We start from the raw sequence: 15,345 nt of genomic DNA, 5'->3' as shown, positions 1-15,345 counted from the left end.
ATTAGCGGACGATTTTAATGGCTGAACCTGCGTCTAAATAGGCATTTCCGCTGGTGATGAGTGATTTTGCGTCTTCCAAGCCACCGGAAACAAATACCTTGCCGTGGTCAATACTCGCGATCTGAATCTTCACTTTCTCCGCGGTTTTCCCGTCTTTCGTTATAAATACGTATCCCTCTGTCGCGTTTCCATCCAGAATCGCGTCATATGGAATCACCCAGGATTTAATCTGTTTCCGCGGACGAATTTTCGCTTTGCCAAAAAGCCCCGCCGCCAGCTGCGCTGTCGGCGCACCACTGATGCGCAAACTCACCCAAAGCGTCCCCGTCACCGGATCGACTCCCTCGGATTTGGCTAAAACAGACGCGTTAAAAGTCTTCCCGTCAGCCGCATCCAGCGTAATTTCCGCCGGATCTCCCGCCTGCGTCGCCGCCCAATCGCGGTCGCTCAAACCCACTTTCAACACCCAATTACCCTTGTTCGCTCCGTTCATTAAAACTACCGGCGTTCCGGGTCCTACCACTTGGCCATCGTTCGCTAATTTCTTCAAGACGAAGCCGGATTTCACGGCTCTGATTTCAGCATAGCTTTGGTTAAACGCACCCGCATTATAGGCCTGCTGTGCGATTTCTAAACCGGTTTTGGCATTTTGGAATTGCTCCAAAGTCGCCACGCTATCGCGGTACAAGTTCTTCGCTCTCGCGTGATCGCGTTGTGCTTTTTCTAACATAATTTGTGCTTGCTGCACCTGTGCCTTGATTTCGGTCAGGTTTAGGCTAGCGATTAGTTGACCCGCTTTCACGGCATCGCCTTCTTTGACAAACACATGCTGAATCACGCCGCCTATTTTGAAACCTAAATAGGTCTCATCTTCGGTCGTGAAGACGCCAGAAGCCTGGATGGGGCGGGTGATGGATTCTTGTTGTAAGGAAATCACGGAAACCGGGATGACATCACTGGCTGTGGTAGCCACTTCCTTCTTCTTCGAAGAGCAAGCGGAAAATACCGCGATAAGGGAAATAAGTAGGCAGATCTTTTTCATTAGAGTGGGTAGCTGGCAGCTTCGCGCTCGTAAGCGGCAGCGGCGATTAATACGTTGAATTGTTTTAATTGGTAGTTGATTTGGGCGTTCATCCATTGATTTCTGGCGTCCACCGTTTCTAAATAGGTGCTCACTCCCTCTTTATAGCCCTTTTCGATGAGGCGTAAATAAGCGGAGGCCGCCTCGTAGGATTTTATGGAGGCCTGAAAGCTAACAATAGAGGATTGCACGTTCTTCTGAGCGATTTCGGTCGCCATATTGAATTGCTTCGTACTCAGATCCAACGCATTTTTCGCGGAGGCAATATCTAATTGCGTCTGTTTCACCTTGTACAAATTACGTTTTCCCGAAAAAATAGGGATGTCCATTTGTAGGCCTAGGAAATAGTAGCCACTTTTTGAGCTGATGTTATTCAAAGTAGACTGAGATCCGAGGTTTACAAAACCATTTAACTTAGGCAGGTAGAAGGATTCGTTCATTTTCAAAACCGTCTCTTGAATGTTGATCGATTTAGAAAGCAAGGATAATTCCTCACGAACACCTGGCGTCACAGCATACACTCCAGCGATCGCTTTTTCGACTTCAAAATCGATGCGTATTTCAGCGCGCAATTCGCGGTTTAACAAGAAATTGAAATAGTATTGAGCTGACTGATTTTGCTTCACCGCATCCGCGATTTGTGCTTGAATGGTGGCGATTTCACTGTCTGAGCGCAATAAATAAGCGGGTAATCCTTTGCCGTTTGCCAAAAGCTTTTCGTTCACCTTTTTGCCTTCCAGTGCCAGATTGAGACTGTTTTCGTAGACTTTTACTAAACCTAAGCTGAGTAAATAATTATAATAAGCTGTCTTGATTTGCTTGACTAGCTCGCGCTTATAAAGCGAAACGTCTTCGCGTTGCAGGCTAAGCGATTGCTCTTGGATTTGTTTGTTGTAGCTGATGTCCTTATTGTAAAGTGGCATCGTCGTTTGCACTTTCACATCGTAGAAATCGCGTGGGAAGAAATTCGTCTCCACGTTTGAAATCTGAGGGAAAGCAGTGCTTTTCGTCAGCGCATTCAGCGTCGAATACACCGGGTTCAATAAATCTCCTACCGGGAAAGCGATGCTACGACCACCCTCTCCACTTTGGTAGCCACCTTGGAAGGCGACGCTGGGTTGGTAGAGGCTTTGGGCTGTTTTCAGGGCAATCATCGCCTTTTCCACCTGGATGGTTTTTTGTTGCAGCGTGATGTTTTGTTGAAAGGCCGTGGCGACGTATTCGTCGAGGACGGACTTTTGGCCGAATAAAGGCAGCGCAAAAAGGAGTAATAAATATTTCATGTTAGGCTTTTTTCATCGTTTTCAATAACCAATCCAGCGACTCGTGCATCGTATTTTCGACTTCTTCCGCCGCTACTAATTTGTCTAATCGCTGGCGAATCGCGAGGGAAACCAGGCCGTGCACCATGCTCCAAACCGCCATCGCCACCGTTTCCACTTTAGCAGGTACTAATAAACCTTTGTCCATCGCATCTTGCACGATCGTTTTCAAGGCCTCTAATGCTTGATCACCACTCGACCAACCTGCGCCCATATCGATTAGCGTGGCCATTGGTGCCTCTTGTATGAACATTAAGTCATAATATTCCGGATTTTCTAGGCCAAAATTCAAGTAATTAATCCCCATCTGGTGGAGGCGTTCGATGGGATCGCTGATTAATCCTAAAGCGATATTCTGCTCTAGCATCTTCTTGAATCCCGACTCGCAGCAATAAAAAAGTATCTCGTTTTTGTCCTTGAAATAGAGGTAGAGTGTCGTGGGGCTGTATTGTACGCGTTCGGCGATCTTGCGAACGGATACTTTACTAAATCCTTCTTCCACGAATAATTTCATCGATTCCTCTAGGATTAAGGACCGAATCTCCTGCTTTTGCTTCTCTTTTCTCGCGACTATGCTCATATTTTTATAATTACAGCGTAAATATACTTAACAGTGTTAAGTTTTCAAAATGTCGTATTTTGCATCAAATCCAAAAAGCTATGAAAATCGACTTTATCCATAAAATCCAGCACATCGGGATCCCCGTACATAACATGGAAATCTCTATCCCCTTTTACGAACGCCTTGGTTTCGAGAACGTGATGGAATCGCCCTTTGAATTTGAAGGTGGTTTTGGAACCTGCATGATGATGAAAAATCACGAAGTGATCGTGGAGTTATATCAAATGCCGGAAAAGCAATTAGCCGAAATCAAACAGCGCAAAGTCGGTCACATCGACCACTTCGCGATCGACGTGCAAGATGTCGATTACGCGTTCGAAGCGTTGAAGCACGCTGGATTTGATATTATAGAGAAGGAGCCTACGTTTTTGGCTTTTTGGAAAAATGGTACGCGCTTCTTCAATGTTAAAGGTCCGAACGGGGAAATCATTGAATTCAATCAGATTCTCTAAACAGAAAAAGGCGAACCACTGGTCCGCCTTTTTACCCTCAATTTTTCACTATTTAGTGCTTTGCAGGGGATTAGTTCATCGCGACGATATCGCGCTTCACTTCTGTTTTAATCTTAAACGACTTAGCTGTGATCACGTTTTTTCTGATATCAAATACTACCATGCGGTAGTTTCCATCAGACAATCCCGCCAAATTGAACAATTTTTGCGTTGCGATTCCTTCCTTGTGAATCTCGTTATTTTCTCCATCGTAGATCACGACGGTGGCTCCCGCTTTTGCTGAGACCCTATATTTTAATTTACCTACAGATTCGATGTTCACGGGAAGAGATAATTCTGCTCCATTAGCGGCAGAAACGACAGACAAATTGGCTGCGAATAATAAGGCAGCTACCACGTACTTTTTCATAATGCTTGATTTTAAAAAACTTAGGCGGAAATATTTCCGTTTGTTGTCCCAAAACTAGTCCTTTCACATTACCCCCCAATTAAATCCATGTTAATTTTAACTTTTCTAAGAAAGTTCTTCTATAAAAAATGCAAAAACTTGAAATTGTACCATATAATAGCCCAGAAAAGTGAAATTTTCTGCGAAAAATCGCAATGTTACGGAATTGTTATTTCGAGCGACCTCTTTTTAACAATCACTTAACAAAAGCCTAACAATGGCTTAATTGCTTCGCATTTGTGGGAATCTACATTTGTGTCATGATTAAAACATGTCACCAATATTCGCATCACACCAATTTTATGAAACAGTCATTCAAGTGCCTTATTCTAGTTTTATTATTTCCTTTCATCGCTTTTTCACAGGTAAGTGTTAGCGGAATTGTTAAATCTGCTAAAGAGCCTCTAGTAGGTGTTACTGTCTGGTTAAAGAATCCATCCACTGGAAAGAACCAAGGTGTTGCCACCGATATCGATGGTAAATTTATATTTGCTAATGTAGCACCAGGAACCTACACGCTTAATTCTAGTTATGTTGGTTTCAAGGAGTACAACAATGCCGCTTTCAAAGTGGCGAGTGAGTCTATTTCTATTACGATAGAATTAGAGGAAGACAGTAAAGTTTTAGCCGATGTAGTTGTAAAGACGGTTGCTAAAAAAGAAACAGCTACTGCCTTAATCAATACTTTAAAATCTAGTTTTATTGTGGCTGATGGTCTATCCATCGAGTCGATTAAGAAAACACCCGATAGAAATGTGAGTGATGCCTTGAAGCGTGTGAGTGGTGTAACTATTCAAAACGACAAATTCGTTTTAGTGCGTGGTTTAGCCGATCGTTACAACTCTGCTTTATTAAACAAGACGCAATTGCCCTCTACGGAACCAGATCGCCGTGCCTTCTCTTTTGACATTATTCCTACAGCATTGATTGATAATATTATCATTAACAAAGGAGCGGCAGCAAACCTTCCAGGTGATTTTGCTGGCGGTTTAGTTCAGATTACCACTAAAGAAGTTTCAGGTGATTTTGCCTCTGCCTCTTTAGGTGTCAGCTATGGTTCACTTTCGACCTTCCAAGACTTTAAATTAATTCAATCCGTAGCATTTCCTTCCACTTTCCCGTCTACCAATACCTTTAGAATTAGTGGAAATGGAGATAAGCGTGCTTTCACAAAATTGATTGATTCTCCTAGTATTACGGAATCATCTAGTTTACCTAACTTCAATGGTAGCGTTTCCTTTGGCCTAAAGAAAAATAATTGGAATGTATTATTTAGCTCTACAGCGAGAAATACCTTCTCTTCTAATACCACCGAGCGTATAGATTATTTGTCTTCTACAGACTTAGCCTATAAATACAAAGACATTAACTTCTCTCAAACGAAGTCCTTAAGTGGTTTATTGAACGTGGTTTATTTAGGCCAAAACCGCTACAGCTGGAAAACTCTAGCTAACTACCAAACAGAAGATTATTTCTTGAATAGAACGGGTGAAAATTACGATAACGTACAGAATATCTACAGTAATTCATCTAATGCCATCCGTAAAATGGTGGTTAATACGCAGTTTGATGCAAAAATCAAGACTTGGGATTTTAACATCGGATACAATTTAATGCTTCGTGATCAACCTGATTACCGAGTTAATCCTACTGCTTCGTATTTAAACTCAGGCAATCCTTATTTGACTGCTTGGAGAGACACTTACCGTTTCTGGAGTGTGATGGATGAAAACTCAGGAAATGCGGCAGTGAATAAATCATTTGGTGATATTAAAGTAGGTGCTGGGTATTTGAAGAAATATAGAAATTTTAAAGCGCGTGTTTTCCGTTATGAAACTATCGATATGTTAGGTGAAATAACGAATAATACGGATCGCTATACTGCGGACTTTGACCTGGCGAATGGATTTGTGATGTACGAAAAAGAAATGGGATTGCTTAAGTTAAATACAGGTTTGAGAACAGAGTACAACGTCTTTACGATTGGGACAGCAGATTTTAGTGGTCAGAAAGTAAATGTACAACGCGAATATTTAGATCTTTTGCCTTCGTTAAACCTAACCTATTCTGCTACAGAGAAAACGAAATGGAGAACTTCGGTCAGCAAAACCTTAGCAAGACCAGAGTTCCGTGAGGTAGCTAATTTTGCTTACTATGACTTCGTACGTAACGCGCAGTTATTAGGAAACAAAGACCTAGAAAAATCTGATATCTACAATATGGACTTTAAGTGGGAACTCTATCCTCGCGCTGGTGAAATCTTCTCTGTGGGCGTTTTTGGAAAGAAATTCATTAAGCCTATTGAGCAAATTGTTGCAGATGGATCTGTCCCATCGAATTTAGCTTTAACCTACACGAATCCTCCATCTGCCTTAGTTTATGGATTGGAAATGGAATTTAGAAAAGCCCTTAACTCATGGTTAGATCTATACTCTAACATGGCATTAATTCAATCTGAGGTAGAAGTTCAGGGGATTAAACGCCAGCTGCAAGGGCAATCTAATTATGCCTTGAACGGTGGTTTAAACTTCCACAAAGGAAATAATACGATGAATCTAACTTATAACCGAGTAGGCGATCGCATCGCTTCGGTAGGTTTCCAAGGGTATCCAGACATTTTTGAAAATTCAAGAGACGTTATTGATATCGTTTTCTTAAGAAAATTCAATAAGGGAGAAATCAAATTAGCGGTGAGCGATATTCTAGCTCAGCCTACTACTTTCTACCAAAAGCCTTCACGTGATTTAATTAAAACAAACAACGAAACATCAGTTTCACTCACCGTTAATTACAATTTCTAACATGAAAAAATTATTAGTTATCGTAGCAGCTTTAGCAACATTTGGCTGTTCAAAGGATTTAGGTGGCGATGTAGCACCTATTAACGTACCCTCTACTACGACTTTAAGTGGAAACATTACGGCAACTACGACCTTAACTGCGGATAAGGAATGGACATTAAAAGGATACGTTTATGTAACCGATGGAGCGACCCTTATTATTCAACCGGGTACTGTTATCAAAAGTGATATCTCAGAAAAAGGTGCTTTATGTATCGAAAGAGGTGCAAAAATTCAAGCTGAGGGAACGGCAGCTAAGCCAATTGTATTTACCTCAGGTAAGGCAGCTGGCGAGCGTGCTCCAGGAGATTGGGGTGGAATCGTCATCTTAGGAAGAGCTAAGACGAACCGCACATCTGAGCCTACGATCGAGGGTGGTATTGGTCGTGCGTATGGTGGAACAGATAATGAAGATAACAGCGGCGTGATGAAATATGTACGTATTGAATACGCAGGTATCGCAGCATTGCCTAACTCTGAAATCAATGCCTTGACTTTCGGAGCTGTAGGTAGCAAGACTATTATTGAGAATGTACAAACTATTTATGCAAATGATGATGCATTTGAATTCTTTGGTGGAACGGTATCCCCTAAGTATTTATATGCTTACGCAACAGCGGATGATGATTTTGATTTTGACTTCGGTTTCACAGGTAAATTGAGTTTTTGTGTTTCTCGTCGCGACCCTGCTTTCGTAGATACGGGTGATGCAGGTAACGGAATTGAGTGCGACAATGATGGTACAGGATCATCTGCTACTCCATTTACGCGTCCAGTTTTAGATAATATGACTTTAATAGGACCTAACAACGCGGCAGCGCTTTCTAACCACAACTTAGCCATGCGTTGGAGACGTGCTACTCAGTTCGAAGTAACTAACTCTACTTTTATTGGCTATATGAAAGGTGGTTTCAGCTTGGAAAGCAATGAGACAGCTCAAGCGTACAAGTCTGGAACTTCGATATTTAAAAACAACAAAATTGGAACTTATACTCCTAATGTTGCGAAGAATTTCATTAGTGGTGCAACTACTATTATCACTTCTGCTGAGGTGAAGACTAAGGCATTAGCTGAAGGTAATACTGAAATCGAATCAACAGATGCAGAAATTTCAAAACTGGAGAAGCCAAGCTGGACATCTAGCTGGACTCGTTTTCCAGTGAAAGGTCAATAAGAAAATATATTGGTGTAATACAGAAAATGCCGTGGAGATTCTCCACGGCATTTCTTGTTTAACGGAATGCGGAATTGTAATTAAATTCTGATTTATTGCCTAACTTAGCCTGGCATAATAAACCAAACTATGAATCGAATAAGTGGACTTCTGCTATTTTTCCTTGCCATTACATTTTATAGTGCCGCACAAGCGCCTACTGCTGATGCACGCGTCATTGTCATCACTACTGATGGCTACCGATGGCAAGAACTTTTCAATGGAATAGATACTTCCATCGTTAAAATGAAGCGTTTCCACCATGGAGATTCTGCCCGGTTAATCAAACAATATTGGTCTCCTTCTTTGTCCGAAAGACGAATGAAATTGATGCCTTTCTTTTGGGGTAAACTGGCTGCTTTAGGCCAAATTCACGGCAATAGAAACGCAGGAAGTGTCGTTAATAATGCGAACCCCTATTGGTTCTCTTACCCAGGATATAGTGAGATTTTAACGGGTCAAGTAGATACGGCCGTTAATTCAAATGACTATAAACCTAATCCGAATACGAATTTTTTTGAGTACTTAAACTCGTTGCAAGCTTACAAAGGTAAGGTAGCTGCTTTCGGGGCTTGGGATGCTTTTGATCGTATCATGAATGAGAAAAGAGCCGGATTCCCTGTGGTAAATGCGTTTGATTCGTATCCAGAATTAGAGAAGGATCCAGAGACTCAACTGCTGGCGAAGATGTTGAAAGAGTCATTCAAGCCTTTTGGTATGGCGGAGTCATTAGACGCATTTACGCATTTCAAGGCGATGCATTATTTGAAAAAAAATAAGCCTAAAGCACTCTATATTTCTTATGGAGAAACAGACGAATTTGCGCACGAAGGAGCCTACAATCATTACCTAGACGCTGCACATCAATTTGATGCTTGGGTGGGGGAGATATGGGATTTTGTCAATTCGGATCCAGATTATAAAGGCAAAACGACCTTGTTAATCACAACAGATCATGGACGTGGTGATGCAAAAAAAACCGAATGGACTTCGCATGGAGAAAGTGTGAAAGATTGTTACCAGATTTGGTATGCTATGTTAGGGGCAAATGTTCCTGCTCTAGGAGAGATAAAATCAGCCGAATTAGTCTATCAAAAAGAGTTGATTCACAAGGCAGCGAAAGCCATTGGTGTTTCGTTTAAGAGCGAAGTTAAATAGGGGGGATTTAACAATTCCTTAACAGGGTTTTTGTAAATGTCCCTTACCTTTATTTCTCACAATTTCCCATCATTGGCTATGTTCGGATTAGATCCTACTTTATTTTTCCTGCTTTGCTTCTGCTTAATCGCAGCCTGTGCGTTTGAGTTTGTAAATGGTTTCCATGATACGGCTAATGCTGTGGCGACGGTGATTTATACCCATTCGCTTCGTCCTACACAGGCAGTCGTTTGGTCTGGAATCATGAATTTTTTAGGACTTTTAACCGGCGGAGTGGGTGTAACCATGAGTATTATAGGTCTGCTCCCTACAGAGTTGCTAGTCGATACGAATGTCTATCATTCGATGGCAATGGCTCTCTCCTTGTTGATTTCAGCGATTTTATGGAATCTAGGAACTTGGTATTTTGGGATACCGGCCTCGAGTTCACATACCTTAATAGGTTCTATTATTGGCATTGGCGTGGGACATGCTTTGCTACCAGAAGACTCGAATAAGGGAATATCGGCTTTGAATTGGGACAAAGTAATAGAAATAGGTCAGGCACTTTTATTATCACCTTTATTTGGATTTGCGTTAGCAATTATTTTGATGTACATACTAAAGAAGACAGTGACGAATAAGGAAATCTTTAAAGAGCCTAAAAAGAAATCACCTCCGCCCCTTTGGATTCGTTCCTTGCTAATTGCTACATGTACCCTGGTTTCCTTCTTCCATGGTCGTAATGATGGCCAAAAAGGAATCGGCTTGGTGATGGTTATCTTGATTGCTTTCTTGCCGGGTTATTTTGCAATTAACACGACTTTAGATATGCAAATGGTTAAGTCCAGTTTAGCCACAGTACAGACGATTTCAGCTAAAATAGATACCATCCCCTTGTCAGAGAAAGAACGCGATGGTTTAGCGCAATTGAAGAAGTCTTCCACAGAATTAGCCGTCATTACAGCGCAAAATTTAAATCCGTCAACTCTTTCCACGGATCAAAAGTTTGCCATTCGTAAAGCAGCATTAACGATTAATAAATTCTCCAAGAAGTTAATTGAAAGTGAATCAGTTGCGTTATCTGAGGTAGATAAGTCAGCTTGGAAAAAAGCAACGGCCGGATCTAAAGCTCCTTTCTTTACTTTTGGAGCATCCTCGAGTACTGGTATGGCAGGTGTTACCGACTTTGCTCCTAACTGGGTCATGTGGATGGTTGCCCTCTCTCTTGGATTAGGTACAATGATTGGCTGGAAGCGTATCGTGGTAACTATTGGAGAGAAAATAGGGAAAGACCATTTGACCTATGCGCAAGGTGCTTCGGCTGAATTGATTGCTTCTTTAACCATCGGACTAGCCACAGCATACAAATGGCCTGTGAGCACAACTCACGTGCTAAGTTCAGGTATTGCTGGTACCATGGTAGCGCAGCGTGGAATTAAGAATTTACAAGGAGGAACAGTGAAGAACATCGTGATGGCTTGGGTACTTACCTTGCCAGTGACCATCTTCATGTCAGCCTTATTATTCTTACTATTCCGCTGGATTGCGGGGTAGATTTAATTAAATAGTTTTTGGATGTATTCATAGGTGAATCCGGGAGAGGTTGTCATTCCTTTTCCACCTATGCCATTTACGATATGGATGACATTGTCCACCGTTTTAGTGTAGACCTCATCTTGTTTTGCTTCTAAATAGTGACCTATCCAGGTAGCTTCTATATCCCAGGATTCTACTGAAACTATTTTTTTAGCCTCACTTAGAATTAGCTCATTAATTTCGGTACTTATTTCAAATCCAAGATGTGCGTGTTCATTTGCCGAAACATACTCATGTGAATCACCTAAAAGAATAGACCCGTCCTCTGCCTGCTTCATTAAAATATGAATCCCTTTCGATTGAAGTTCCTTTTGTTCTTCCGTGGTTTTAAGCGCAGAATAAGATGGGCATGATTTGAAACTTTCATATCGTCTAATAGAAAGCCCTGTTAATAAATTAGAAGTGAATTGCCTTTTTTGTGGTACTAGACGCATCATTTGAAGCTTGCAGATTCGTAGTTCAGCCGATGGGAAATGCTCCGGTAATAAAAATTGTGTGTCCTGTCCATTGGCTAAAATGACATGATCTCCCCAAAAAGTCTGTTTATTTGCAGAGCTTATCATTGCTATGCCCCGTTTCTTTTCCACTGCAATCACTGGGCAGAAATTTTTGTAGTGTAACCCAAGATGTTGAATTAAAAATTCACGTAACTGGTGCACCATCAATAGAGGATTAATTGATGCCTCTTCAGGAAAGAATAAGCCACCCTTGACATAACTTTTCTGTAAAAGTGGATTTTTTTCGACGGCTTCAGTGGATGAAAAGAGTTGTGAAGGGTAATCTAAGGCTTGGAATTTTTCTGACATCTCACCTAATATAGCCATTTCTGCTTCATCTGAGGCAATGTACAAGGAGCCATTTTTAGTTAATGTGATGGCTGCATCCTCTTGCAATTCTTTGTAAATTTTAAGTGATTTTTTCCCCCAAGCAAAGCCATTTTCTAACGACTGTCCGGAGGGGATGATTTGTCCAAAATTGCGAATGCTCGCTTCATGCGGCTGCGCATCTTTCTCTAATAAAAGGACTGATTTGCCTTTTTTCAAGGCATGGTAAGCACAAAAAGTGCCTATTACTCCGCCGCCTACTATGACTAAATCGTATTTTCTATTTTTGATCATTTTGAATACCCTCTTGCCGTGTATTTGCACTGAAAGGTCCGGAAGGATTGTATCAAAAATAGCTTCTACATATTAACTAGATGTTAAGCCTATTTCATCAAATTATTATGAATTAAGAATAGTAAAATAAAAAAAGGCAGGGAAACCCTGCCTTCTAAAATGGGGAATAAACCGAAATCTATTTTTTTGCTTTAGCAACTCGAGTTCTAGGTTTTGCCTTTGCTTTCACGGGGGAAACAGGAGTAACTGATTTCGCGGGTTTTTCTTTTGCAATTAGCGCAGCCAGTAATTTAGCTTTTGCTAGCTTTTTTGCCTCTTTCTCTTTCTTTTTCGCGTCTTTCTCTGCTTTCTTTTTTGCTTCTTTGGCCGCTTTATGTTTTGCCTTCTCTTTCTGCTTCTCTTGCTCTGAGATGAGTTTGCTGTACTTTTTAACTACGGAAGTAATGGACTTTTGCGTCTCATTAAGCACTTTTTTCGCATTTTTTTCTGTCAAGCCTTTCAACTTAGGAAGAATAGCCTGTACTAATTGATCAGTCAATTTTTTGTTATCCTCACTCATTGTACTGTGATTTAATTGTTGTCGTCAAACTTATGTAAAGATTTCAGGAAAAGAAACTTTAATGCATTAAGTTTTAATCAAATACAGAAAATTTAATATTGGCTTTTTGGTGTGATTAATAATTACGTAACATTCAATTAACAATTCCTTAACATTGGATTAGTTGGGGTTCCTTATTTTTGCATTGCAATTAGCACCAATATAAACCTTTAAACATGTTCGGATTAGACCCAACACTCGTATTTCTACTGTTTTTCTGCCTTTTTGCGGCCTGTGCCTTTGAATTCGTAAACGGATTCCACGATACAGCGAATGCAGTAGCCACTGTTATTTATACTCATTCTTTGCAACCTACTCAAGCCGTAGTTTGGTCTGGTTTCATGAACTTCCTAGGTCTTCTAACGGGAGGGGTAGGAGTAACTATGAGTATTATTGGGCTATTGCCCACCGAACTCCTCATGGACGCAGATGTATACCATTCCATGGCCATGGCATTAGCGTTATTGCTTTCTGCGATTCTTTGGAATGTAGGAACATGGTATTTTGGGATCCCTGCATCTAGCTCACACACGCTTATCGGCTCCATTATTGGTATCGGGGTAGGACATGCCTTATTGCCAGAAGCTTCAAACAAAGGTATTTCTTCTATTAACTGGGACAAGGCTATTGAAATTGGACAAGCTCTACTTTTGTCGCCACTATTCGGTTTTGCCGCGGCTATCATTTTGATGTACATCTTAAAGAAAACAGTTAAAAACAAAGAGATCTTCAAAGAGCCTAAGAAGAAATCACCCCCACCCATGTGGATTCGTGCGATCTTAATTACGACTTGTACTTTAGTTTCGTTTTTTCATGGTCGTAATGATGGCCAAAAAGGTATCGGTCTTGTTATGGTTATCTTAATTGCTTTCTTACCAGGCTATTTTGCTGTTAATACAAACCTTGACTTGGTTCAAGTAAAGGAAAGTTTAACCACAGTGCAAACGATCACAGCTAAAATTGATACCATCCCGTTGTCAGAAAAGGAGCGGGAGAGCTACCATAAATTAGTCAAATCTTCTACTACATTGAGCGCGATTATCGCTACAGGAGTAACACCTAAGACATTGACTACAACTCAAAAGTTCGACATTCGTAATGCAGCTTTGACGATCAATAAGCAATCAAAGAAATTACTAGAAAGCGAATCAGTGGCTTTATCTTCTGGAGATAAGAAAGCATTAAAGAAAGCTACGCAAGGTGACAAGGCTCCATTCTTTAGTTATGGAAATTCCTCTTCATCTGGAATTGCTGGAGTAACGGATTTTGCACCAGCTTGGGTGATGTGGATGGTTGCTTTATCCTTAGGTTTAGGAACAATGGTGGGCTGGAAGCGTATTGTAGTAACGATAGGCGAGAAAATCGGTAAAAATCACCTAACCTATGCGCAAGGTGCATCGGCAGAATTGATTGCATCGTTAACAATTGGTTTAGCAACTGCTTACAAGTGGCCAGTTTCTACGACACACGTTTTGTCGTCAGGTATCGCTGGAACGATGGTAGCTTCGAAAGGTATTAAGAACTTACAAGGTGGAACCGTTAAGAGCATTGTTTTAGCTTGGGTTTTAACTTTGCCGGTAACGATTATTTTATCTGCTACCTTATTCGTTTTATTCCGCTGGATAGCCGCATAACAAACATTCTTGGGGGATTTGAATAGGATCCCCCTCTTTTTTTACAAACACCAATATATCATGAAAAAAAATCTTCTCCTTACAGGAGTCTTGGCTTGCCTTTGCCTAATTTCTGCCCAGGCACAAACAGCTCCAGCACCTAAAAAATGGTACGATTCTTTCTCCATTCGCGGGTATGCACAAGTTCGCTACAACCGACTTTTTGAAACAAATCCGAATCTAAAATCCGAGCAAGGTGATAAAAGCGTGGGGGACAATGGGGGCTTTTTTATTCGTCGAATGCGGATCATTTTCAGTGGCCAAATTAATGATCGCGTTTATTTTTATGTACAACCTGATTTTGCGAGTAGCGCGTCCTCGACCTCTTTACACTTTGGTCAATTAAGAGATGCTTACTTTGATTTGGGATTGGATGCTAAAAATGAATTTCGTTTTAGAGTAGGACAAAGCAAGGTTCCTTTTGGCTTTGAAAACATGCAATCCTCTCAAAATCGTTTGCCATTAGACCGTAACGATGCCTTGAATAGTGCCGTATCTAACGAACGTGATTTAGGCGTATTCTTCTACTGGGCGCCAGCATCTGTTCGTAAATTATATGCTTCATTAGTAGCGGATGGATTAAAAGGGTCAGGTGATTATGGCGTTTTTAGTTTAGGTGCATATAATGGCCAAACCGCGAACAAGCCTGAATTAAACGATGCACCACATATTGTGGCACGACTTACTTATCCTGTTCAGATCAAAAATCAAATCATTGAAGCGAGTATTCAAGGTTACTCTGGTGAATGGGTAATGGCAGCAGATCAATTAAGTGCGGGCGTTAAGGCTACATCTAATAAAGCGTATTTAGACGAGCGCTATGCTGCGAGTTTTGTTTTATATCCAAAGCCCTTTGGAATTCAAGCTGAATACAATGTGGGTACAGGACCAGAATTTAACAAAGCAACTGATGCTATTGAGAATCAAAAATTATCTGGTGGCTACGTGACCGCATCCTATAAAATAGATTGGAAAAAACAGGTGATAATCCCATTCGTACGTGTTCAGCATTATGAGGGAGGGAAAAAGCACGAATTAGATGCACGTAGTTACCGCGTGGATGAAACAGAACTAGGGATAGAATGGCAACCAAATAAAAACTTTGAGCTAGTTGCCATGTACACTATGGCCACTCGAAGAGCGGAGGACTTTAAATTGCAGGAAAACTTGCAATCCGGAAATATGCTTCGTTTGCAAGCACAGGTTAACTTCTAATAAAGGGAGGCCAGCGATTTCGCTGGC

The 15,345-nt window shown here is 41.1% G+C and carries 13 protein-coding genes; 7 read left to right on the top strand and 6 right to left on the bottom strand.

Annotated elements, in window-relative coordinates:
- Nucleotide 1: 1 nt before the first annotated feature.
- Genes ACRZ9O_RS08670 through ACRZ9O_RS08660 form a run of 3 tightly spaced genes read right to left on the bottom strand, consistent with a single transcriptional unit; the run spans nucleotide 2 to nucleotide 2,983 of the window.
- On the bottom strand, nucleotides 2-1,042 hold the full coding sequence (locus ACRZ9O_RS08670; RefSeq protein ID WP_459458281.1) for an efflux RND transporter periplasmic adaptor subunit: 1,041 nt from the start codon (nucleotides 1,040-1,042) through the stop codon (nucleotides 2-4).
- Complete coding sequence (locus tag ACRZ9O_RS08665; RefSeq protein ID WP_459458279.1) at nucleotides 1,042-2,364, bottom strand: TolC family protein; 1,323 nt, start codon at nucleotides 2,362-2,364, stop codon at nucleotides 1,042-1,044. The genes ACRZ9O_RS08670 and ACRZ9O_RS08665 overlap by 1 nt, the downstream gene beginning before the upstream one ends.
- A gap of 1 nt (nucleotide 2,365) precedes the next feature.
- A complete protein-coding gene (locus ACRZ9O_RS08660) occupies nucleotides 2,366-2,983 on the bottom strand; it encodes a TetR/AcrR family transcriptional regulator (protein ID WP_459458277.1) in 618 nt (205 codons plus the stop codon).
- Between the two features lie 80 nt (nucleotides 2,984-3,063).
- On the opposite strand from ACRZ9O_RS08660, the gene ACRZ9O_RS08655 reads away from it, so the two are divergent.
- Nucleotides 3,064-3,477, top strand: coding sequence for a VOC family protein (locus ACRZ9O_RS08655; protein WP_459458275.1), 414 nt, complete (start codon nucleotides 3,064-3,066; stop codon nucleotides 3,475-3,477).
- 70 nt (nucleotides 3,478-3,547) lie between these two features.
- On the opposite strand, the gene ACRZ9O_RS08650 is transcribed toward ACRZ9O_RS08655, so the two are convergent.
- Nucleotides 3,548-3,886: a hypothetical protein gene (locus ACRZ9O_RS08650; RefSeq protein WP_459458273.1), complete on the bottom strand. Its 339-nt coding sequence runs from the start codon at nucleotides 3,884-3,886 to the stop codon at nucleotides 3,548-3,550.
- 341 nt (nucleotides 3,887-4,227) lie between these two features.
- On the opposite strand from ACRZ9O_RS08650, the gene ACRZ9O_RS08645 reads away from it, so the two are divergent.
- The 4 genes from ACRZ9O_RS08645 to ACRZ9O_RS08630 all read left to right on the top strand — a co-directional run bounded on the left by ACRZ9O_RS08645 (nucleotide 4,228) and on the right by ACRZ9O_RS08630 (nucleotide 10,672).
- A complete protein-coding gene (locus ACRZ9O_RS08645; protein WP_459458271.1) occupies nucleotides 4,228-6,726 on the top strand; it encodes a TonB-dependent receptor domain-containing protein in 2,499 nt (832 codons plus the stop codon).
- A gap of 1 nt (nucleotide 6,727) precedes the next feature.
- Entirely contained in the window at nucleotides 6,728-7,939 is a 1,212-nt protein-coding gene (locus tag ACRZ9O_RS08640; protein ID WP_459458269.1) for a T9SS C-terminal target domain-containing protein, read from the top strand.
- Between the two features lie 129 nt (nucleotides 7,940-8,068).
- Nucleotides 8,069-9,136 carry a phosphoglyceromutase gene (locus ACRZ9O_RS08635; RefSeq protein WP_459458267.1) on the top strand — a complete coding sequence of 356 codons (1,068 nt, stop codon included), beginning with the start codon at nucleotides 8,069-8,071 and terminating at the stop codon, nucleotides 9,134-9,136.
- Between the two features lie 78 nt (nucleotides 9,137-9,214).
- Complete coding sequence (locus ACRZ9O_RS08630; RefSeq protein WP_459458265.1) at nucleotides 9,215-10,672, top strand: inorganic phosphate transporter; 1,458 nt, start codon at nucleotides 9,215-9,217, stop codon at nucleotides 10,670-10,672.
- A gap of 2 nt (nucleotides 10,673-10,674) precedes the next feature.
- Here the strand turns inward: ACRZ9O_RS08630 and ACRZ9O_RS08625 are convergent, their stop codons facing one another.
- Nucleotides 10,675-11,832 carry a TIGR03364 family FAD-dependent oxidoreductase gene (locus ACRZ9O_RS08625; protein WP_459458263.1) on the bottom strand — a complete coding sequence of 386 codons (1,158 nt, stop codon included), beginning with the start codon at nucleotides 11,830-11,832 and terminating at the stop codon, nucleotides 10,675-10,677.
- Nucleotides 11,833-12,010: 178 nt separating this feature from the next.
- Nucleotides 12,011-12,391, bottom strand: coding sequence for a hypothetical protein (locus ACRZ9O_RS08620; RefSeq protein WP_459458261.1), 381 nt, complete (start codon nucleotides 12,389-12,391; stop codon nucleotides 12,011-12,013).
- A gap of 215 nt (nucleotides 12,392-12,606) precedes the next feature.
- On the opposite strand from ACRZ9O_RS08620, the gene ACRZ9O_RS08615 reads away from it, so the two are divergent.
- Nucleotides 12,607-14,064 (top strand): inorganic phosphate transporter, encoded by a 1,458-nt coding sequence (locus ACRZ9O_RS08615; RefSeq protein ID WP_459458259.1) that lies wholly within the window; start codon nucleotides 12,607-12,609, stop codon nucleotides 14,062-14,064.
- Between the two features lie 60 nt (nucleotides 14,065-14,124).
- The gene (locus ACRZ9O_RS08610) at nucleotides 14,125-15,318 is read left to right on the top strand and encodes a porin (protein ID WP_459458257.1); all 1,194 of its coding nucleotides are present in this window, start codon (nucleotides 14,125-14,127) and stop codon (nucleotides 15,316-15,318) included.
- Nucleotides 15,319-15,345 lie beyond the last annotated feature (27 nt).

The organism is Aquirufa sp. HETE-40SA, assembly GCF_054558635.1.
Note: the sequence above shows the minus strand (reverse complement) of the source record. Positions and strands in the feature narration are given on the sequence as shown.